Here is a 21,046-nt window from a genome sequence, read left to right as displayed (position 1 = left end):
CCTGCCTCCTCATTTTACAAATTCGTAGCCCTGCTTACAGCTTTCATAATCCTGCTGCGTATCCAGATCTATCCATACGCCCTCGTCGTCTACCGAAACAGTCTGAATCAAATTTTCGTGCCGCTGCCATAGCTGACGCAGCCCACCGTCGCTCTGAAATGCGAGAATTTCAGGAATCATCCGTGCATCCACCAGCGGCGGGTGCTTCCGCGCCCCATTCAGCGTTGGAAAAATCACGCTGACGCCATTTGCGGGGCGGGCGGAAAGCAGCTTGTGAAAGGTGGCCTGACGTACCACGGGCATATCGCCCGGCAACAGAAAAAACGCGTCGCATTCCGGCATGGCCCGGCAGCCGATTTGGATGGAGCGCAGCATGTCGGTGCTTGCAAAGTCTGGATTTCGCACGGAAATGACGCGTGTGCCATAGCGCCAGTGGAGCACCGCGTCCACCTCCGCGCCCCGATAGCCCGTCACCACCACGACGGATTGGGCGCCGCCCGATAAAACGCTGTCCACCGTATTTTCAATCAGCGTTTTGCCCCGCAGCGGCATCAGCGGCTTAAATTCGCCCATGCGGGAGGAAAGCCCCGCCGCGAGAATCAGGCCGCAGACAGTGGAGGCCTCATGCATAAAAAAACCACCCCATTTCCTCTGAGAGCAGCCCCGCGCCCAATAGAAAACGGCGCGGTGTGTCCACTCTCATTATGAAAGGGATGGTTTTTGTTCGCAACTTCTTCCTGAAAAGAACTTGCCAAATTCCATTATAGAATTTTGGTTGTTAAAAATGCCTCCTGAAACCGGCTCTGGGTATAATGAAAAATTTCTTCCTCAAACCGCTGATAGGCCAGCAAAAATGCAATGCCGCGTTCCGTCAAAACGGTGTTCCCTCCGTGTCGCCCGCCCTGCCGCCGCTCCACAACCGCATAGCCCAATTCGATTTCCAACCGGTTGATCATGTCCCATGCCTTGCCGTAGGACAGAGACATGGCACCGCAGGCTTGGCGCATATTGTGGGTGTCGGCAATCAAAAACAGCAGCAGCTTCAGGCGCGCGTTGAAAAAAGCAAATTCCCGTTCGATGCTCATGCGGATGACGGGGTGCAGAATGGCGTTGTTGTGTTCGGCTAAACGGGCCTGCAACTGCTCTCGATTGTGGACGCTGGTTAAAATGCCTTCGTCCTCCACAGGAAGCCAAACGCGTTTTTCATCCAGCGTGCGAAGCGCGCCCCGCAGGCCGTCTTCACCGCCATAGGCCAGAATTTCGGGGATAATGCTGTCCGCCAGCATCACGGGATGCCCCCCGCAGCCGCGGTAGGACGGGGTGACAATCTCTCCCGCCGTGTTTTTCAGCCGGATCAGCGTGTCCGGCGTGAACATGGGGACATTCACTGGAGCAAAGGCAATCCGCTCGCATTTCCCGGACAGATACCGAAGCCCGACCTTCACGGAATCCAGAAGCTGGGGCTGCTCCGGCTGCTCGCTGGAAATAAAAATCACGCCGTAGTTGCTTAGCTGGTATTTCACCTCGTCCTCGTCCACGCCGGTAATCACCACGATGGGGAAAATACCGGCCTGCTGGAAGGAAATGACGATTCGCTTAATGACCGGGATCGTCCCCACCTTCAGCATGGGCAGCGCGGCTTTTTTGCTGGCGGCTGCAATCAGACCACCAAATTTGCTGATTCTCATGTCACAGACCCCGCTTCCCACCTTGAAAACTCTGCCAACGCCGAGCTTTTCATTTATCATACACATTTTTAGGGGGATGTCAATTCCCCTACAGTCCAAACATGCAGCGGCCCGAAAAAGCATTTCATCGGGGGGCTTCCCGCCGCTTTCTAATAGCCGTCATTTCTTGCGTCGCCGCGCGTCAAATTTCTGACTGAACAATGGGCATAAAGGCAGGCGCGCCGCGCAAAAGCGCGGCGTGCTCGCCTTCTTTTCAAACGAGGGAGCTTCTCCCGCCGCCGAGAAGCGGCTGGGGGGAAGTGACGTGTTTATCAGCCGTTCTCCGCCATTTTGCGGTATTTGGAGTAGCGATTTTTCGCGTCCTGCACGGCCTTTTCATACAGTGCGTCGGCCCGGTCGGGGAAGTTGTTGGCCAGCGCCGCGTAGCGGTTTTCACCCATGAGATAGCCCATAATCTTTCCGGTGTCCGGCTCGGGAGAATCCAACTGGAAGGGATTCTTCCCCTGCTCGGTCAGGCGGGGATCATAGCGGTACAGATGCCAGTAACCCGACTCCACAGCCTTTTTCATCTCGCTCTGGGTGCAGCTCATGCCTGCCTTGATGCCGTGCTCCAGGCAGGGGCAGTAGGCGATGATGATGGACGGGCCGGGATAAGCCTCGGCCTCGCGGATGGCCTTGAGGGTCTGGGCTTGATCGTAGCCCATGGCCACCTGCGCCACGTATACGTAGCCGTAGTTCATGAAGATTGCGCCCAGATCCTTCTTGGCAATCTTCTTGCCGCCTGCGGAGAATTTTGCCACGGCGGAGGTGGGGGTGGACTTGGAGGACTGTCCGCCAGTGTTGGAGTAAACCTCGGTGTCCAGCACCAGCAGATTCACGTCCCGGTTCTGGGCCAGCACGTGGTCGATACCGCCAAAGCCGATATCATAGGCCCAGCCGTCGCCGCCCACGGCCCAGACGGACTTCTTTGCGAGATATTCCCGGCTGTCCAGAACAAACTGAACCTCTTCCGTCTTCTCGCTGCGCTCCAGCGCGGCAATCAGCGCGTCGGACACGGCGCGGGACTTGCTCTTATCCTCCCAGCCGGTGAGATACGCCTCAATTTCGGAAGCGGCAGTTCCTGCGGCTTTCAGGCTCTCCAGCCGCAGGAACAGCTCCTTGCGGATGGCGTCCTGCGCGTGGAAGAAGCCGTAGGCAAACTCAGCGTTGTCCTCAAACAGGGAGTGCTCCCACGCCGGGCCAAAGCCCCGCTGGTCGCGGCAGTAAGGCAGGATGGGGGCGCCGCCGCTGTACGCGGAGGAGCAGCCCGCAGCGTTGCCGATGTACATGTGGTCGCCCACAAGCTGGCTTACAAGCTTCAGGTAGGTGGTTTCCGCGCAGCCTGCGCAGGCGGCGGAAAACTGGAAATAGGGTTTGGCAAACTGAGCGGATTTCACGCTCTTGTCGCTGACCGCGTCCTTCTTGAGATATGCCTCGTTCATGGCGACCTCGTTGAAGTTGACCTGCTCCGGCTTCATCTCCTCAAAGGGAGTCATCACCAGCGCGTCGGCCATTTTCTCGTTCTGGTTGGCCGGGCAGGCCGTCAGACACACGCCGCAGCCAAGGCAGTCATAGGGAGAAACCTGCACGCGGAAGGAATACTGGGGAGCGTCCTTGCCAAGGCCCTTGGCGGGTACGGTGGCGAAGGAAGCGGGCACACCGGCCTTCTCCTCCTCCGTCAGCAGCACAGGGCGCAGCGCCGCGTGGGGACAGACCATGGAGCAGCGGTTGCACTGGATGCAGCTCTCGCCGTTCCACTTGGGGACTGCGGTGGCTACGCCTCGCTTGGAATAGACGGAGGTGCCGTTTTCCCATGTGCCGTCCAGCACGCCGTACTTTTTGAAAACGGAGATGGGAAGCTTGTCACCCTGCTGGCGGTCCATGGGAAGAACAATATCTCGGACAAAGGGCGTGGTTTCCAGCTCTGCGGCTGGCGCATCCTGCGCCGTGGCCCAGGATGCGGGAATTTCCACCTTCACGGCGGCGCTCACGCCTGCATCCACGGCCCGGTCGTTCAGATCCACAATTTTCTGTCCGGCCTTTTTGAAATAAGAGTTGTAGTTGTTTTTTTTCATGTCCTCCACAGCCACGTCCAGAGGAATCACCTTGGTCAGGGCGAAGAAGACAGCCTGAAGGATGTTGTTGGTGCGGCCGCGCAGGCCAATTTCCTCGGCAATCTTTGCCGCGTCGATGATGTAGAACCGGGCATGCCTGCTGGCAAGCTCCCGCTTCAGCAAGGCGGGGAGGTGCTCCTCCAGCTCGGAAACCGACCACGGACAGTTGAGCAGGTAGATTCCGCCTTCCTTCAGGTCTGCGGCGGTGTCGTACTTGCTGACATAGGTGGGTGCGTGGACAGCCACAAAGTCCGCGGAGGAAACCAGATAAGTGGAGCGAATCGGCTCATCGCCAAAACGCAGGTGAGACTGGGTCAGTCCACCGGTTTTCATGGAATCGTAAGAGAAATAAGCCTGAGCATACTTATTCGCCACCAATCCGATGGTGGTGATGGCGTTCTTATTCGCGCCTACCGTGCCGTCGCCGCCAAGACCCCAGATTTTACAGGAGGTCTGACCAGCGGGGGACAGCTCCAGCTCCTGATAGTCCAGCGAGGTATTGGTCACGTCGTCGTTGATGCCGATGGTAAAGTTGTTTTTGGGCTGGGCCTGACGCAGGTTATCAAACACGGCGATAAACTGGCCCGGAGTGGTGTCCTTGGAGGAGAGGCCATACCGTCCGCCCACAATGCGGATGTCGGTCCGGTCCGCCTGATTCAGGGCGGTGACCACATCGAGATACAGCGGCTCGCCCACGGAGCCGGTTTCCTTGGACCGGTCCAGCACCGCGATTTTCTTGCAGGTGGCGGGAATGGCCTCGGCAAAGTGCTTCACAGAGAAGGGCCGATACAGCCGGACCTGAAGCAGGCCAACCTTCCGCCCGTTGGCGTTGAGGAAGTCCACCGTCTCCTTCACCGTCTCGGAGGCGGAGCACATGATCACGGCCACTTCCTCCGCGTCGGGCGCGCCGTAGTAGTTGAACAGCTTATAATCCCGGCCCGTCAGCTTGTTGATTTCGTCCATGTAGTGCTGCACGGTACCCGGCACGTCGGCGGCCTTTTCGTTGGCGCCTTCCTTACACTGGAAGTATACGTCGGGGTTGACGTTGTTGCCGCGGTTGGTGGGATGCTCGGGATTGAGGGAGTTCCGGCGGAAGGCACGCAGGGCGTCGGTATCCAGAAGCCCGCGCAGGTCTTCATAATCCAGCGCCTCAATGCGCTGCATCTCGTGAGAGGTGCGGAATCCGTCAAAGCAGTGCATAAACGCATATTTGGAGCGGATGGCCGAAAGATGGGCCACCGCCGCCAAGTCCATGCACTCCTGAGGAGTGGAGGACATCAGCATGGCGTACCCGGTGGTACGGCAGGTCATAAAGTCGGTGTGGTCGCCAAAAATGGAATGATGGTTGGAGGTGACCACTCGGGAGGCGATGTGCAGCACGTTGGGCAGGAACTGGCCGCCCATGGCATACATGGCGGGGATCATCAGCATCAGTCCCTGTGCGGAGGTGAAGCTGGTGGTCAGCGCGCCGGCCTGCAAGGAGCCGTGGCAGGTACCTGCCGCGCCGGCCTCGGACTGCATCTGAATCACGTCCACCGTGGACCCAAACAGGTTTTTCCGGCCCTTGGCGGACCATTCGTCCACCTTTTCCGCCATGGGGGAAGACGGAGTGATGGGGTAGATGGCCGCAACCTCCGTAAACGCATACGCCACATGCGCCGCGGCTGTGTTGCCGTCCATCACCGCAAGCTTTTTACTCATGGTTTTTTTCCCTTCTTTTCCTTTTTTTCGCCCGTTCCGGGCGCTTCCTGAATGAAATGATTGCCCTGTCATTGTCTTCTGTTGTTCCTATATAAGAACTCTGTTTTTAAATAGGACTTTCACTATTCAGCTTTACCATAGATTTGGCTTTGTGTCAATAGGAGAATTTCTGGTTTTAAAATTTTTGGGGAATATGTTGGATTTTTGGGAGCTTCTTGCTTATCGTGTGCATTCCAAAAGAGACATTTGCAACTTCCGCTTGTAACCTGCCGCCCGCTGTGCTAGAGTGTTGGAAGTAAAAATGTTACTGAAATGGAGGCACAATCTATGCCGCAGGAGCACCGCTCTACCGCCCGGGTGCTGGATATTCTGGAATATCTGGCGCTTTCAAAGGACGGCGGAAGCACCTTGACAGAGCTGTCCGTGGCGCTGGATGCGCCGAAGAGCAGCCTTTTTCCCATTCTTCACACACTGCTCAGCCGGAAATATATCCGACTGGACCGCCGGTCAAACCGATATTTCATTGGTATCAGCGCCTATGCGCTGGGCAGCAGCTTTGCGGCCAATCAAGGCGCCGTGGATTTTATCCTGCAGGTGATGGAGGCCGTTGTGGAAAGCTGCGACGAAACTTGCCAGATGGGCGTTTTGGACCGGGATAAGGTGCTTTACATCCGCAAGGTGGACTCTCCGCAGCCCATCCGCATGATTTCCCATGTGGGAAACCGGCTGCCCGCCAACGGAACGGCCATTGGAAAGGCCCTGCTGAGCGACCTGAAGGATGAAGAGGTTCGGGAGCTGTATGCCGACGGATTTCCTCGCCTGACGGCGCATACCGTGGTGGATTTCGACACGCTGCTTGGGCAGCTTGCGCAAATCCGAAAAACAGGCGTTGCCTGGGAGCGGGAGGAATCGGCGGAGCAGCTATACTGCTGGGCCGTTCCGCTGCGCAGGGACGGGCAGACCTTTGCCGCGCTCAGCGTGGCCGTTCCGATGTTTCGCTGCTCGGAGGAGAAAAAAGCGCTGGTACTGGATTGTCTCACGCAGGCCAAGCGGGAAATTGAGCTGATCGCCGAGGCCCGGGGCTTTCTTCCGGAGTCGATCTAAACCTTTTTAAGCGGGCCGGAGGAAGAAAAAGAACAGATGTATATAAAAATCGTGCGGAGCCTGCCCCTGTGTATATGGGGCTGGCTCCGCACATATTTAAATAACTTTGGCGATGAACTGGATCAGATTAAAATACTTTCCGCCCTCAGCCTCCATCATCTTGATGTCGCCGGCAACAACGGGATGGTAGGCAGTCAGCCATTCATCCCATGCCTGCTTGCAGCAGCTCATTTCGCGGATATCCACAATTTCAATTCCCGCTTCTTTACTCCACAAAGCTTTCCACCAGGCAAGAGAGCGGATTGTCCGTGCCACCTCGTCATTCCAGAACGGCTTCATTTCATCGGGAACAGTTTCCCCAAATTCGTATTTCAGGCCGGGAATGGCGATGGGTTACATTGAGTGGGCAAGCAAAAACAACATTGTAAACGGTATTGGCGAGAACAAGTTTGCCCCGGATCAGTCCATCACTCGTGAGCAGATGGCGGTCATTATGAGCAACTATGCCAAGACCATCGGCTATACTCTGCCGAAAGTTCATGTCGAAAACATCTTCGCTGACAATGGCAAGATTAGTACCTACGCCAAAGAAGCCGTGAAGCAGATGCAGATGGCAGGGGTTATCAGCGGCAAAAACGGCAATCTGTTCGACCCGCAGGGTACAGCCACAAGAGCCGAGGTGTCCGCTGTTCTGCGCCGCTTTGTGGAGCTGACGATTTCCAGCGACACGGCGCAGGGCTGGTCCATGAACGATTCAGGTAAATGGATGTACTTCAAGGACGGCAAGCCTCTCACCGGCAAGCAGGACATTGACGGCTCGACCTATACCATTGACCAGTACGGCGTGACGGCGGATGTACCCAAAAATCTTCGTTATACTACTTACACCGTACAAAAGGGCGATAGCTTCTGGAGCATCTCCCGCAAGCTGAACTGCCCTATGGCTGAATTGGAACGGCTGAACAATAAGAGCAGGTTCGCCCTCATCCACCCCGGCGATGTACTCCGGGTGCCGGAGAAGTAAAAACAATAAATCAATAAAGCTATGGGCAAACCCGGTTAAAGCCGGGGACGCAAAGCTGAGGATCTAAGGTGTCTTAGGGCGCTATGATAGTCTGGCTGCTGACAGTTAAGCAAAGCCTGCCCTTCATACTCGGAGGGCAGGTTTTTGCGGTTTTTAACGGATGCTTTGGACTTCGTGATACCGGCTTTCGCTGTGGCTATGGCGAGAGAAGTATCCATATGAAAATATTCCGCTTGCCGTATACGGTATCTGAAAATATGGTGGTATCCTGGAATACAAATGAAACATATTTCATCAGGCGCGAGTGTAAGATGTCTCGGATATCCACGCCGCCAATGGTGATTTTTCCGGAAGTTACATCCCAAAACCGGGAAATGAGATGACCGATGGTAGTCTTGCCGCCGCCGGATGGCCCCACCAAAGCGGGCATTCGCTTTTGCGGCGCGGTGAAGCTGACGTGGCTCAGTGCCAGCGTATGAGAGGGATCGGTGGTATCCTGATAGGAAAAGGAAACGTCATGGAACTGGACATCGAAAGATTCCGGAACCTCTGGGGTGACCGGTTCGGGCATTGGCTCCATGCGCATGATTTCGTCGATGTTATGCAGCGCAACGGTGATTTCCCCCATGCGGGTGCCATAATTGAAAAGCTCCATGAGCGGGGCGCAGATAGCGGGCGTCAAGATAAGCCCCATAATGACCGACAGTAAAACCGATGTATTTCCGGGATTCTGCCAAATAAGAAATATCCCCACAGGAACCACGACGGCCAGCAGGGGAAGTATCATTGTTTTATAGCCCTCATAAAACGGAGCCACCCGCTTATAGAGTTTCATTTCCCCATTGCCATATTTCTTTGTGGTGTCACCGAGGCCCCTGGTGATGGTGCCTGTCAGACCAAACAGCTTTACCTCGCCAATTCCCCGGACATATTCTGAAAAAGCGCCCATCATTTGTCCCGATACCGCTGCGAGGCCTGTCAGAATATCCTGTCCCCGGCTTCCGCCCCATACGGGAAGCTGCAAGGCGCACGCAAGGATGACGGCGGCGACGACCGCCAGAGCCAGCCACAAATTCAAGCTGCCAAGTCCAAGCAGCAGCGCGAAGACGGCACATGCCGATCCAATGAGATCAGGCAGCAGATGTGCGATAAATAGGTGGATTTTTTCGATGCTGTTGTCCATGGTTTTTTGTACACTTCCGCTGGTATGCTCCGTGAAAAACCCCATCGGCAAGTGCCCCATATGCTCCATAACATGGATGCGAATTCCGTACAGCACACGAAAAGCAACCTTATGTGCGCCAAAGCTTCCGAAAAAGGATAATACCGTATTGAGCAATATACTGACAGCGGCGGCAATGCTCCACAGTAAAATTCCACCGGAGGGCTCACCTTGCCCTGCCGCCGGAAGCAGCCGCCGGGCGATATGATAAACTGATAAGTAGGGAATCATACCGCAAAGCGTGCCAAGGGACATGAAGGCACAGCTAAGCAACAGCTTGCCTTTTCCTTCGGTCGCGATATCAAAGAGCCTGAATAAAACAGGCTTTTTTTTGTTCATGTAGATGCCTCCTTTTTTTGAGTTAGCAAAATATAACCAAAAAAGTATAGCATTGGAAAAAGTATGATGCAAGACCACGAAATCAGGACTTTATAGATACTGTTGATATTTTATATTTGCCTCCTTATACTGAAAACACAGGGAATTTATTTGTGGATATATTTATTGAATTGCCCTAAACAGAACGGTATATTCCGAAACAAAACCCGGAAAAGAGGTGCGTATATGCAATGCTTTTACAGCGTATCAGACATGCTGCGTCAATATGAAGCATGTGGATGGAAACGAACCGGTATCCGCTATGGGTGCTGCTTTAAGCCGCCGGCCGAAGTTGCGTCCGGGCATATTCAGGCATGAGGAAACCCTGAAACTTGTTGTTTTATTGATACGGATATTGTTTTTCATGCGGATTTGATAGAGCGGTATTATTATCAGGCAAAGAGCATTCAAATCACGTTTGTTGAGGATATGGCCTTAAGCTATTACCAGAAAAAAACCGAGCGCAATGAGGCCCGGTTTGGAGTTTTCTGTTATGTAAATAATCTTCCACGACCGTGGTATAAACGATTTCCATCCGGCGAAGTGCAAAAAGCATCCACGATTTATATAACAGATCAGTTTCTTGAAGGCACCGGAGCGGTATTTTCGGACAGTCTCTGGAATCGCACAGCGCATGCAGTGAACAACAGGGATGTGTCACTTCCTTTATTGGCCGATATTTGCAGAGAAATTAAGTCCGCTGAGATGAGCGGGGGAGCTTTCTCCTTGTTTTTGCAGGGGAAGGCGCTGGAAGCTGCCGGATTGCTGGTAGATTACACGCTTTCCTTTGGTTTGGAAAGGACGCCAAGTCTAACTACCAAAGCGAGGGATGCGGCGAAGACGGCATTGCAAATCTTAAATCAATCCTTTGTCCAGCCTCCGGTTATTGAAGATCTGGCAAAGTCAATCGAGATCAATAAACAGACACTTCAGAGAGCGTTTCAGCAATTGACCGGTCAGTCTATCCACGAATATATCAAGGCAATACGAATGGAAAAGGCGGTTTTCCTTTTAACTGAAACGACAAAAACGATTGATGACATTGCCGAAGAAGTGGGATATCAAAGCAAGGGAAATTTTTATAAGGCGTTTGAAGAAACCTTCGGTTGCACACCAAACGAAATGCGAAAAAATGAGGCAGGTCCAGTGAATTTAAATAGTTAAATAAGGATCCCGAACTGGGACAGTGCTGGAGACTGCCGCGATACCCATTAAATAAAAGGAAAATATAAGTTGTGGCCATTTTTGATGAACGCGGCATAAAAATTTTTTGAGGGATGGAAAATACTACATGGAAATCGACGTGGGCACCTTGCAGAGGAACATGTCGAGATTGAGATTTCGAAAGAGGATGCGGAGAAGGTTATGCAGGATGTGATGTATTCCGCTCACATTGCTTGCAGATGGAGAAATAAAAACGAGGACTGCTTTAAAAAAGCATCGTAAAAAACCTCGTGCTGACTGCCCGTAAACCATTGATATGACTTGACTTTTGTAAATCACACAGCTTCCTTACAACAAAAATCGCTGCGGCATAAAGCCGCAGCGATTTTCTTATTTATAAGCGCTCAAAGACAAGGGTGGCCTGAATGCGGTCGCCGCCGAGCAAACCGCCGCTTTGTCCCGATGCTGTGGAAATGGTGTGCAGACGATATCCCTTTGCTGCTTGGGTGTTAATTACATGTTCCAGCTCAGTCAAATTGCCGGAGCCGGTGCCAATAAACTTTTCTTTAAGTGTCACCTGCAAAACAACATAGGGCAGATCACTTCCGGAAGCCACGGAATAGGAGGATTCTTTGCGTGCATTGTCCATAAAACCCATAAAAACATCTTCTTTCTATTTCATTCCGCCCCGGGGCGGTTTTTTATGGTCTATTTGCCTGTGGTTGCGTACATTGTGATCCAACAGACAAGGCCGGTTGCAGCCACGGCAAGCCCCCACCACGTCTTAAAAAGCAACGCGCAGCCGATGAGAAGGATTGCGCCGCCGGATAACAGCATGCCCCAAAAGCGCGTGTCCGACGTGCCATCAAGCCTGACAACATCAGTGCCCGAGTATCGTATGGGCCTTGCATCGGGCTTACAGGCACAAACGATGAGCCATATCCACCAAAGGAAAAATCCTCCGATTGCATTTCGGATACACGAATCGTTTGAATGACCTTTGTTTTTTACGACTGTCCGACAGGCAAGCCCAAAGATTAACCCGCCGATAAAGTATCCGCCCAGCACAGCAACAATGTGCATCTGCAAGATAGTAAACAGTCTGCTATAAAACGATTCCATAAACAACCCCCTTCCGCGTGCTATTGCAGGATTGGCTTACTCCGGCCCGGATTGAGCCCTTCAGGCTGGGACGCTATTTTAAAATTCCACGCTGGCGCTTGCAATAGCGTCTTCCGGGCGAGAGCGGCTATAAATTTCCGTTTTGCATTTGACGGCTCCGGCAACTGCATCTGAAGTGCGGTTCCCCCGTGAGATTGGGTACATTCCTCATTCGTGATACTTTTAAGCATAATACCACATTGTGGTAAAATCAACCGCAAATAATTATAAAAAGCGCTTAAAAATGACTTTATGAAACGTCAAATGAGAGAATGAGGGCGATAGATATAAAAAAAGGCGCCTCCGAAGAGGCGCCTGGGTGCAAGGGTTATCTACGGAAACAATCGCTGCAATAGATGGGGCGATCTCCCCGGGGCTCAAAGGGAACTTTGCAGGGCTTTCCGCACTCGGAGCAAACAGCGTCGAACATCTGGCGAGCATTGCCTCCCCGGACGTTCCCCTTGCGGGCGTCGCGGCATGATTTGCAGCGCTGGGGTTCATTGGTGAAACCCTTCTCCGCAAAAAATTCCTGCTCTCTGGCGGTGAAAGTAAATTCCTGGCCGCAGTCCTTGCAAACGATGGTTTTGTCTTGAAACATGAGATACCTCTTTTAAATTAGTTCGCCCTGTTCGGCGACATAATTAGCATACGCCTATGTGAGCAATAAGTCAATACAATGTTTTGGGTATTGTAGAGAAAGATTAGGGGGTGAGTAAGTGGAAGCTGCCCTTGACAGGCAAAATGGCTGCTGTGTGGGCTTCGGCCGTGATGCGGCACTCACTATTTCGGAAGCCGTACTTCCTCAGGTTCAGCCGGGAGAGGATCTCATGGTGCCCATGAGATGAACAGCAGGCCGGCATAATGGAGATTTTCAATGGACGCGGGTTAAGGCTTTTTTTGTGAAAAGATGTGTGGTATGATTAAGATATGACCGAAATGCCATCAAACCCACAGAATTGGGGGACATATTTGCTATCCCTAAAGAAAAAGGCCACAAAGGCAGAGAAGTCGATTTATTTACGCAGGAGGAAAAGTATATGGAAAGAAAAGTTCAGCAGAAGGTGCAGGGATTCCGAACTCAGGACGGAGCCGGAGTGAGTCTCGTTCGCGTCTTGGGACATGGGACCGTTGAGGAATACGACCCGATTTTGATGCTTGACTCCTTTGACAGTATAAACCCGGATGAGTACACCGCCGGTTTCCCCATGCATCCCCACAGAGGAATTGAAACCATCAGCTACGTCTATCGCGGGCAAATGACCCATAGGGACAGTCTTGGGAACTCGGATACCATTGGGGACGGAGAGGTTCAGTGGATGACGGCAGGCTCGGGAATTTTGCACGAAGAAAAGCTGCCTGCGGCTGAAAGAATGCTGGGTGTTCAGCTCTGGCTGAATCTCCCGGCAAAGGACAAGATGGCGCCCCCGGCCTATCACAGTATCAAAAACGCCGAAATCGAAGAGATTCCGCTGGAAAATGGAAAGCTAAGGCTGCTCGCCGGGGAATATGAAGACAAAAAGGGCTATGCAAGCAACTATTTGCCGCTGGACTATTACGACATTCATTTGAATGCCGGGGCTTCCGTCGTGATCAATACGGAAGATACGCGTTCCGTCATGGTTTTCACGCTGCTGGGCAGCGCAACCGTCGGCGGAGAGTTGATTCAGGAAAAAACAGCGGCAAAGCTCACGGCGGGGAGTCATGTGGAAATTATGGCGGACGCTGAAAATGCGCAGGTCCTCTTTATCAGCTCTGTGCGGCTGGATGAGCCGGTCGCCTGGGGCGGACCGATTGCCATGAATACGAAGGCCGAATTGCAGAAGGCGTTTGACGACCTGGAGCGGGGCACCTTCCTGCAAAAAGAGATCGCGTACTGAGAGAGGAAAACGATCTGCCGGTCAAAATCCGACAAGAAAATTTTTCTTTTCCTCTGGGCTTTTCTGTGTTACAATTATTAGATGGTAATGACATTACCAAAATAAAAAATTCTGAAAGGAACGACTTTTTGAAAAAGATGAATTATGTGGAGATTGTTGCAAACCGGGAGGTTTGCGACAGATAATCCCGCATTCCTCCCAAAAGGAAGATAATTTACTTTTTGGAGGATATACTTTTATGAACCGTGAGAACAAGCGCAGACAATATGAAAAAGGTTATTTTAAAACGCATGCCTGCAACGATGTATTTACCTGCAAGGTCTGCGGAAGGCAGGTGTTTCCTCTGGGCGCGGGGAGCAATCACCGGAATCACTGCCCGAACTGCCTATCCAGTCAGCATGTGGACATTGAACCGGGGGATCGGGAAGCCAACTGCGGCGGAGTGATGGAGCCTGTGGCTGTCTGGGTGCGCAAGGGCGGCGAATGGGCAGTGATTCACCGATGCCGTGTTTGCGGTGCTCTTTCTTCTAACCGTGTTGCGGCGGACGATAATCCAATGAAGCTTATGAGCATTGCGATGAAGCCTCTGTGTGAGCCGCCGTTTCCGCTGGAACGCATAGAGGAGATGGTGGCCTTAATGGGCGGCGAGGGCAGCTTGTTGAAGTGACCAGAAGCGGGCAAAGCAGCCTGCTGGAAGACCAGGTCCACGGGCGTTGATGCGGCGTGGAATGATGGCTGCACTTAGTTTTGTATCAATAAAGAAACGGCAGTTCCCCTTGAGAAGTCTCAGGGGGAACTGCCGTTTTTTGCGGGGGTTGCCTGACGCCTGCTGTCAGCGGGTCGGTCAAGCCAAGCCTGCTGTGCATGAATAAAGGGCGGGCATTATGAGCTGAACGTAAAATCCTTCACAGAGGCGTCAAAAAAGGCGCTCATCGCTTTGTTCACAGACTTGCAGTCGCCCCGCTCGAATTCCAGAGCCACCAGACTCCGTTTTTCGACGGAACTCTTACGTTCGTAGGGGGATTCCAGAATTTTCAATGCTGCCTCCCGGCGCAGCAGGATAATGGTTTGCATCAGCTTGTAAAATACGTCGTTTCCACAGTTTTGGGCCACATAAATGTCCAGCCCTTCCAGAAGCGCGTTAAACTTCTCCGGTGTACAGCGCGTTGCAGCAGGGCGTATGCAACGGCTGTGAGGCTCCGCTTTCCACGCTTTACAGTTCCAAAATCTATGAGGCCTGCAAGAATATCACGCTGGACAAGCACATTATGGCCATCTGGAGTGTGAATATGTCCGCCGATTACTTCAACTCCATGCCCGCAGAGTATCAGGAGATTCTTCAGGAAGAAATTGACAATGCGGCACAGGTCACCATTGACAGAGTAACGGTGGACGAGAAGGGGTTCCAGACCATGCTGGAGGACGAGGGCGTTAAGTTCTATGAAGCGGACCACGACGCGTTTGTGGAAGCTACAAAGTCCGTCTACGGGAATATCAGTGGCTGGTCCGACGGGCTGTACGACACCGTATCCGCTATCCTGAAATAAGAAGATAGAAAGAACCGGGCGGCGTAGGGCACGCCGCTTGCAAAGAAACAGGAAAACACGGAAAGTTTCCCATTACATAAATTTGGACCGGGCGGGAATGTCCGCCGGCAGGCCGATTTGCAAGCGGTCTGCCGGCAGGCAAAAAAGGAGTTGGGTGCTATGAAATTATTTAGGTGGATCGGCAATCATATCTTGGAGACGGTTTCCGGAGCTGCGTTTGTCATCATGATATCAGTGGTTTTTTTCAATGTAATCCTTCGATTTACCACGGGCCGCTCCCTTGTGTGGAGCGAAGAAGTTGCTGCAATCGGCTTTATCTGGACAATTTTTATTGGGGCGGCGGTCTGCTGCAAGGAGCGGGGCAGCCTCATCAGCGTGGATATCTTAATCAATCTGTTTCCTCCCAAAATCAATAAGACGGCTACACTGATGATTGATATCGCGCAGGTTGTAATCTGCGCCGTGATGTGTGCGCTTGGCTGGAGGTTTGCCATGAGTGCGGCCAACAAGGTGTCGCTGAGCCTTCAGCCCTCCTACACGGTTTACGACATACCCATTGCAATCAGTTTTGCGTGTATGACCTACTATACGGCAAAGCGTGTGGCGGAGGATATCAAGGCATTCAAAACCAGTGCTGCAGAGAATGAGGGGGGAGACGTCGAATGAACTTTATACCGCTGATTATTTTGCTGGTCCTCTTTTGTCTGAATATTCCCATCGCTTATTCGCTGATGGTGTCCGTGCTTTACTATTTCATGTTTTGCAACACAACGCTGGCGCCCTTTATGATTTTTCAGAAGATGGTGGCACAGGGCGAATCTTTTTTCGGAGGGCAGAATGTGGCGGCCTATTCTGCCAGCAAGGGCGGAGTTGTTCAATTGACGAAGGCGTTGTCCAACGAATGGATGCCCCGCGGAATCAACGTGAATGCCATCGCGCCGGGGTATATGGAGACGGAGCTGAGCCATGACCTTATGGTCAGCGAGGTTGGCGCGCGGATTACCGGGCGCATTCCTGCGGGGCGCTGGGGCAGGGGAGAGGATATGAAGGGCGTAACCGTTTTTCTGGCCTCTGCCGCATCGGATTATCTTTCGGGGAACGTCATTCAGGTGGATGGCGGATTTCTATGCAGCTAGGAGCAGCCTGCGGAAGCGGGCGTTGATTACATCCGAGGAAAAGCAGAAAGGACAGAGATTATATCTCTGTCCTTTCCTTTTTTTAAAGCTTTCTTCGGCGGCTTGAATCGACACCAAAGAAAGCCGCCGAACTCAATAGAGCCGAGCGGAAATCAATTCCTCCGTCAGCGTTTCTTTTGTAAAGGAACGTTCTTCGATATAGTGCTCTTTTTCAGGGGTGCCGCCGGCCTCGAGAATCCGGATGACGCCCGCTGTCAGCGGACCAAGCAGGGGATTGCACTCCACCGCCAGAGAAATTTTCCCGTTCAGGCACTGTGTAAGGCAGTTGCGAGTGGCGTCAAACGAGATGACGGCGATGCCGCCTTCGCCGCAGGTATATCCGGCTTCTTCCAGCGCTTGAATGGCGCCGAAGGCCTCGTTGTCATTTTCACAGTAGACCACATCAATCTCAGGGGGAACTTCTTGTTCGGACAGGTATTGTTTCACTTCTTCATAGGTCTTGGCCTGCGTGAAATCCCCGTCCAGCCGGACCTGCAGCGTCCAGTCAGCGTGGCTTTCCAAGACCTGCTCCAGCGCCGCTGTGCGGCCAATCTGGGCGGTGGAGCCCATTGTGCCCTGAATATGAATGATATTCAGAGTTTCCTTTCCTCGGGAGCGGGCATAGTCCTCCAGCCAGGCCACCGCTTTTTCCCCCTCCATGCGGAAGTTGGACCCCACATGGGCGATAAAAAGCGTTTCATCCTTCACGTCCACCATCCGATCAGCCACAATCACCGGAATTCCGGCGTCTTTGGCCTCCTGAAGCACGGAATCCCAGCCGGTTTCCCGCAGGGGCAGCAGCACGATATAGTCCACCTTTTGCTGAATGAATTTGCGGATAGCGGTGATCTGGTTTTCCTGCTTTTGCTTGGCGTCCTCAAACAGAAGGCGATAGCCGCCGCTCTCGGTGAAAACCGCTTTCATGGATTCGGAGTTGGCCACCCGCCAGTCGGATTCGGCTCCGACCTGAGAAATGCCCACAACAATCAAAGCATCCTCGGGCGGGGGAGAAGGCGTCTGTCCGGCGCAGCCGGACAAAATCACCGCCGAAATCAACGCGGGCAGTATCCATCGTATCTTCATGGCGTGCTTTCCTCCTGCAAAAAGCGTTTCGGAATCCGAACTGTCACGGTGGTGCCGATTCCTTCGCGGCTGGTGAGCGTCAGCCCGTAGCCCGGGCCGAAGAACAGCCGGATGCGCTCATGCACCGTGGAGAGACCGAATCCCACCCGCTCTCCCCGGGCCATAGCCTGACGCAGTTCCTCCAGCCGCTGGGGCGGAATCCCCACGCCGTCATCCGTCACCTGAAGCACCACGTCGCCGTCCTCCGCCCGGCCCACCACATAGATGTGGCCCAGCCCTCGCTTCATTTTGATCCCGTGATAGAGGGCGTTTTCCACCAGCGGCTGCAACGTCAGCTTTGGAATCAGAAATTCCCCCAGCTCCGGGGCAAGGTTGACGGTGTAATGCAGAATATCCTTATAGCGCACCTGCTGGATTTGAAGATAGCTGCAAACATGGCGGCCCTCCTCCTGCAAAGAGATGACGTCCCGGCCCTTGCTCAGGGAATGGCGGAAAAAGTCGGAGAGATTGGAAACCATCTCCACCGCCTCCTGCGTCTTGTCCGCTTCGATGAGCCAGATGATGGTATCCATGGTATTGTACAAAAAGTGGGGGTTAATCTGAGATTGAAGCAGCGCCAGCTCCGTTCGCCGCAGCGTGGCCTGCTTTTGGGTGTTCTCCCGGATTTGGGCGTTGAGACGGCTTACCATTTGCTCCACGCCCACGCTGAGGGTCTGAATTTCGTACATTTCGGACTGCACCGGCGTGTGGGCGTTTAAGTCCCCCGTGCTGATGGCCTCCACCCGGTCGCACAGATTTACAATCGGCCCCGTGATGGATTGCCCCAGACGGAAGCTTCGCCGGGTGGAAAGCAGCACCAGAGCGATGATGAGAACCGTCACAAGCACAACCTCCACGAAAATCTGGTGGGAGAACTGTGTTTGCAGGGTGTTCAGATAAACTGCTTCGTGATAGAGGTAGGTATACATATATTCCTGAATCAGGGCGGTGAGCACATAGATGTTATTTTCAAGCTGGGCCTGCCGCTCGTCATAGCTTCGGATTGTCTCGATCTGAAAAATCTTTTCCTCCAGATTTTCACACAGGTCCAGTACGCTGGAAATTGCAAGACGGCTCTCCTTCTGGGTGGTGGTGCGCAGAAGGCTTCGGGCCAGAAGCTGGGCGTCCTCCACCTCTCCGATGGGAAGACCTTCGGAATACTGGCTTTCGATGACATAGTAATACATCTTGAGGTCGATGGTTTCCTTGAAATCCTGATTGAACTCCGAAGCCGTGGTCACGTTATGCAAAAGACCCTCGTAGTGCCGGTTGTAGGCTGTGAGCAGCCCCAAAATAGCCGCCAGTATCACGATGGCGGGCATGGCGAAGGACACCAGAAGCCGGCGCATGTTGCTCTGGACCGAAAGCGATTGGTTCGCACGGGCAAACAGCTTCATGGCCTGCCCCTCCCGGCGCGATAGTCCCGGGGGGTACAGCCCTGCGCTTTTTTGAAAAGGAAGCTGAAATAGTGGGGGTCCTTGTACCCCACTTCAAACGCAATTTCTCCGGAGCGCTTCGCGGTGGAACGCAGCAGCTCCCGTGCCTTTTCCATCCGCTTTTCCGTCAGGTATTCCGTCAGGGTGCAGCCCATTTCCTGACTGAATACGGCGGAGAGATAGTTGGGGCTGATATTGACCTGCTGAGCCACCCGGTTCAGCGAAAGTTCGTTTTCCATATAGTGCTGGTCCAGATAGCGGACCGCCTGCTGCAAAAGACCGTGGTACTGGCGGTTGGAGGTTTTGTCCCGCAGGTCCGCCGCGGCGATTAAAATCTCGCTCAGGTATTCTTTCAGTTCTTCGGCGGTGACGTTCCGGCCCACCTGCTCCAGACAGCCGAGACTTTCTAAAAACGTTTCCTGTGAACAGCCCAGTGTCTGCGCGTACTCCGCGGCGGTGAAGCGGGCGCTCAGCATGAGGTACTGGCAAAAGGGCTTTGATTCAAGGGCCTCCGCGATACCGCCCAGATACTCGTCCACAAAATTGGGGATTTCCTCCACACCGGCGCTGCGCATTACTCCCAGCAAAATAGAAGGGTTGACCTTGGCTGCGTCCAGCCGCGTCAAATTGCCGTCGCCGCCGGTACCGACAAAAAAGTCCACGGTGTCCTTCGTCAGAACGTGCCGCTCCGGCACAATGTGCCGGTACGCCCACAGCCGGGATACCTCTTCAAAGCAGACGGGCAGCGTGCTAAGCCGTTGCGTGGGGGTTCCTACCGCCACGTACCAACTCATTTCGGAAGGGCCTGACTCATATAGGCCCTGAACGGTGCCGATGCACCGCCGTATATAGTCCGGCATCCGGGAGGTGTCCCCCTTGAGCAGCACGGCGTAGGTGGTCAGATTCCAGCGCAGGAGGGTATATTCCGGATATTTCAGAAAATGCTCCAGCAGCGCGTCCCGAATCTGCGCCCCCGGCTCCGAGTACTGTTCTGCTTCTCCCGGCTTTTCCGGCAGGATCGAGAAAAAGGCAATGGTATAGCACTGGGCCCGCAGGTCCAGATCCAGCCGGTCGGCCTGCTCGTAAATCTGCTGGATGGAGAGCTGCCCGGCCACCACCTGCTCAAAAAAGCGGCGGCGGGCGTACTGCTCGTATTCCTGTGCCTCCACATGAAACTGGGTCAGGTAGCCGCCCTGAACCCACTCGCTCTCAATTTTTTCGCGGATATGCTCCAGTACCTCCAAAAGCTTGCTTTTGGTAACAGGCTTGAGCAAAAACTGCTCCACGCCGATGTCGATGGCCTGATGGGCATACTCAAAGTCGTCATAGCCGGAGATAATGATGACCTTTGTTTTTGGCAGCTCGCTGAGCACCAGCTTGCTTAGGGCCAGACCGTCCATAAAGGGCATCCGGATATCGGTAATCAGCACGTCCGGCTTTGTCTGGCGGATCATAGGCAGGGCAAGCTCACCGTCGCCGGCTTCCCCCGCAAACGTATATCCATACTGCCCCCAAGGCACCGTGTTCCGCAGAGTCTCGCGGATGATGCTCTCGTCCTCCACCAAAAATACGCGCAGCAAAACGGTCCCTCCCTTAGACGGTCTCCGCCGCCTTTTTTAACAGAATACCATATCCGCCGGAAAACTTCCATCGCGGTTTCGAAATTCAAGATTTGGTCGGGCTTAGCTGCTGGCGCGCTCTATCAGCTCCCAACCCAGTGCATGAGAGGAGCCGCCCAAGCCCTGAAACATATGAATCAACTGTTCGGCGGCGACATGCCCCATCTTGTTGTTTCTATGGCACAGGGAGGTGATGGGCGTGGAGCCAATCTGACTGTAATAGCTGTTGTCGAAGCTGACCACAGCCATATCCTGCGGAATTCTGATCTTCATGGAAAGCAGCGCCTGCACCAGCAGGTGGGCGATTTCATCGTTATAGCAGATGACTGCCGTGGAGGCGGAGTCCTGCGGCTCCAAAAGGTGCCGGAGCAATTGTGGATCGCGTTGGTCCAGCAGCACTGTCCGGTCGTGGGTATCATACCAGCGGAAGCTGTCGTCACGGATGGGAAGGCCCGCGTCCCGCAGGGCACAGACCACGCCATGGTAGCGCTGGGGGCCTTGAATATCGTCGCTTTTGAAGATTCCGGCAATGTTTTTATGTCCTTTTCCGATGAGATAACGGGCCAACTGATAGCCGCCGCCGTAATTGTCGTCGGAGACGCAGGGGACGCCCGCCAATTCGGCATAGGCGCCGTGAAGAAAGACAATGGGAATATCCGCCTGACGCAGTTTTTC

20 protein-coding genes and 1 riboswitch are annotated in these 21,046 nt (G+C 53.7%); of the genes, 8 read left to right on the top strand and 12 right to left on the bottom strand.

From position 1 onward, the window contains the following. Positions 1 to 9 precede the first annotated feature (9 nt). The 3 genes from B2W96_RS10025 to nifJ form a co-directional block, all read right to left on the bottom strand. Positions 10 to 630 carry a nucleotidyltransferase family protein gene (locus B2W96_RS10025; RefSeq protein WP_293010153.1) on the bottom strand — a complete coding sequence of 207 codons (621 nt, stop codon included), beginning with the start codon at positions 628 to 630 and terminating at the stop codon, positions 10 to 12. 131 nt (positions 631 to 761) lie between these two features. Next, complete coding sequence (locus B2W96_RS10020) at positions 762 to 1,688, bottom strand: NTP transferase domain-containing protein (protein ID WP_293010152.1); 927 nt, start codon at positions 1,686 to 1,688, stop codon at positions 762 to 764. 311 nt (positions 1,689 to 1,999) lie between these two features. Continuing rightward, positions 2,000 to 5,542, bottom strand: coding sequence for a pyruvate:ferredoxin (flavodoxin) oxidoreductase (gene nifJ, locus B2W96_RS10015; protein WP_293010151.1), 3,543 nt, complete (start codon positions 5,540 to 5,542; stop codon positions 2,000 to 2,002). A gap of 327 nt (positions 5,543 to 5,869) precedes the next feature. Between nifJ and B2W96_RS10010 the strand changes: the two genes are divergently transcribed. Beyond that, the gene (locus B2W96_RS10010; protein WP_293010150.1) at positions 5,870 to 6,646 is read left to right on the top strand and encodes an IclR family transcriptional regulator; all 777 of its coding nucleotides are present in this window, start codon (positions 5,870 to 5,872) and stop codon (positions 6,644 to 6,646) included. Positions 6,647 to 6,742: 96 nt separating this feature from the next. Here B2W96_RS10010 and B2W96_RS10005 read toward each other — a convergent pair whose 3' ends face one another. Next, complete coding sequence (locus tag B2W96_RS10005; RefSeq protein WP_293010149.1) at positions 6,743 to 6,985, bottom strand: hypothetical protein; 243 nt, start codon at positions 6,983 to 6,985, stop codon at positions 6,743 to 6,745. 49 nt (positions 6,986 to 7,034) lie between these two features. On the opposite strand from B2W96_RS10005, the gene B2W96_RS10000 reads away from it, so the two are divergent. Next, positions 7,035 to 7,670 (top strand): S-layer homology domain-containing protein, encoded by a 636-nt coding sequence (locus B2W96_RS10000; RefSeq protein ID WP_293010148.1) that lies wholly within the window; start codon positions 7,035 to 7,037, stop codon positions 7,668 to 7,670. A gap of 14 nt (positions 7,671 to 7,684) precedes the next feature. Next, positions 7,685 to 7,773: riboswitch (cyclic di-GMP riboswitch) on the top strand. Positions 7,774 to 7,866: 93 nt separating this feature from the next. Here B2W96_RS10000 and B2W96_RS09995 read toward each other — a convergent pair. Next, complete coding sequence (locus tag B2W96_RS09995; RefSeq protein ID WP_293010147.1) at positions 7,867 to 9,231, bottom strand: ABC transporter transmembrane domain-containing protein; 1,365 nt, start codon at positions 9,229 to 9,231, stop codon at positions 7,867 to 7,869. A 411-nt stretch (positions 9,232 to 9,642) separates the two neighbouring features. Here B2W96_RS09995 and B2W96_RS09990 point away from each other — a divergent pair, with 411 nt between their 5' ends. Next, positions 9,643 to 10,434: a helix-turn-helix domain-containing protein gene (locus tag B2W96_RS09990; protein ID WP_293010146.1), complete on the top strand. Its 792-nt coding sequence runs from the start codon at positions 9,643 to 9,645 to the stop codon at positions 10,432 to 10,434. Positions 10,435 to 10,828: 394 nt separating this feature from the next. Here B2W96_RS09990 and B2W96_RS09985 read toward each other — a convergent pair whose 3' ends face one another. Beyond that, positions 10,829 to 11,092, bottom strand: a complete 264-nt coding sequence (locus tag B2W96_RS09985; RefSeq protein WP_293010145.1) for a DUF4177 domain-containing protein — start codon at positions 11,090 to 11,092, stop codon at positions 10,829 to 10,831. 831 nt (positions 11,093 to 11,923) lie between these two features. After that, positions 11,924 to 12,193 carry a zinc-ribbon domain containing protein gene (locus B2W96_RS09980; protein WP_293010144.1) on the bottom strand — a complete coding sequence of 90 codons (270 nt, stop codon included), beginning with the start codon at positions 12,191 to 12,193 and terminating at the stop codon, positions 11,924 to 11,926. 439 nt (positions 12,194 to 12,632) lie between these two features. On the opposite strand from B2W96_RS09980, the gene B2W96_RS09975 reads away from it, so the two are divergent. After that, positions 12,633 to 13,472 (top strand): pirin family protein, encoded by an 840-nt coding sequence (locus B2W96_RS09975; protein WP_293010143.1) that lies wholly within the window; start codon positions 12,633 to 12,635, stop codon positions 13,470 to 13,472. 238 nt (positions 13,473 to 13,710) lie between these two features. Further along, a complete protein-coding gene (locus B2W96_RS09970; RefSeq protein WP_293010142.1) occupies positions 13,711 to 14,139 on the top strand; it encodes an RNHCP domain-containing protein in 429 nt (142 codons plus the stop codon). A gap of 215 nt (positions 14,140 to 14,354) precedes the next feature. Here B2W96_RS09970 and B2W96_RS09965 read toward each other — a convergent pair whose 3' ends face one another. Continuing rightward, entirely contained in the window at positions 14,355 to 14,585 is a 231-nt protein-coding gene (locus B2W96_RS09965; RefSeq protein ID WP_293010141.1) for a hypothetical protein, read from the bottom strand. Between the two features lie 41 nt (positions 14,586 to 14,626). On the opposite strand from B2W96_RS09965, the gene dctP reads away from it, so the two are divergent. The 3 genes from dctP (at position 14,627) to B2W96_RS09950 (ending at position 16,155) form a co-directional block, all read left to right on the top strand. Next, positions 14,627 to 15,019 carry a TRAP transporter substrate-binding protein DctP gene (dctP, locus tag B2W96_RS09960; RefSeq protein WP_293010140.1) on the top strand — a complete coding sequence of 131 codons (393 nt, stop codon included), beginning with the start codon at positions 14,627 to 14,629 and terminating at the stop codon, positions 15,017 to 15,019. A 159-nt stretch (positions 15,020 to 15,178) separates the two neighbouring features. Continuing rightward, positions 15,179 to 15,685 (top strand): TRAP transporter small permease, encoded by a 507-nt coding sequence (locus tag B2W96_RS09955; protein WP_293010139.1) that lies wholly within the window; start codon positions 15,179 to 15,181, stop codon positions 15,683 to 15,685. Further along, positions 15,682 to 16,155, top strand: coding sequence for an SDR family oxidoreductase (locus B2W96_RS09950; RefSeq protein ID WP_349680148.1), 474 nt, complete (start codon positions 15,682 to 15,684; stop codon positions 16,153 to 16,155). The genes B2W96_RS09955 and B2W96_RS09950 overlap by 4 nt, the downstream gene beginning before the upstream one ends. Before the next feature lie 132 nt (positions 16,156 to 16,287). On the opposite strand, the gene B2W96_RS09945 is transcribed toward B2W96_RS09950, so the two are convergent. The 4 genes from B2W96_RS09945 to B2W96_RS09930 form a co-directional block, all read right to left on the bottom strand. Continuing rightward, the gene (locus tag B2W96_RS09945) at positions 16,288 to 17,277 is read right to left on the bottom strand and encodes an ABC transporter substrate-binding protein (protein ID WP_293010138.1); all 990 of its coding nucleotides are present in this window, start codon (positions 17,275 to 17,277) and stop codon (positions 16,288 to 16,290) included. Further along, entirely contained in the window at positions 17,274 to 18,713 is a 1,440-nt protein-coding gene (locus B2W96_RS09940; RefSeq protein WP_293010137.1) for a sensor histidine kinase, read from the bottom strand. Before B2W96_RS09940 ends, B2W96_RS09945 begins: the two co-directional genes overlap by 4 nt. Next, on the bottom strand, positions 18,710 to 20,332 hold the full coding sequence (locus B2W96_RS09935) for a response regulator transcription factor (RefSeq protein WP_293010136.1): 1,623 nt from the start codon (positions 20,330 to 20,332) through the stop codon (positions 18,710 to 18,712). The genes B2W96_RS09940 and B2W96_RS09935 overlap by 4 nt, the downstream gene beginning before the upstream one ends. A 102-nt stretch (positions 20,333 to 20,434) precedes the next feature. Next, positions 20,435 to 21,046: substrate-binding domain-containing protein (locus tag B2W96_RS09930; protein WP_293010135.1), on the bottom strand; the 612-nt coding region annotated here is incomplete at its 5' end.

It is taken from the genome of Oscillibacter sp. UBA6647, assembly GCA_002455655.1.
Taxonomy (GTDB): domain Bacteria; phylum Bacillota; class Clostridia; order Oscillospirales; family Oscillospiraceae; genus Oscillibacter.
Note: the sequence above shows the minus strand (reverse complement) of the source record. Positions and strands in the feature narration are given on the sequence as shown.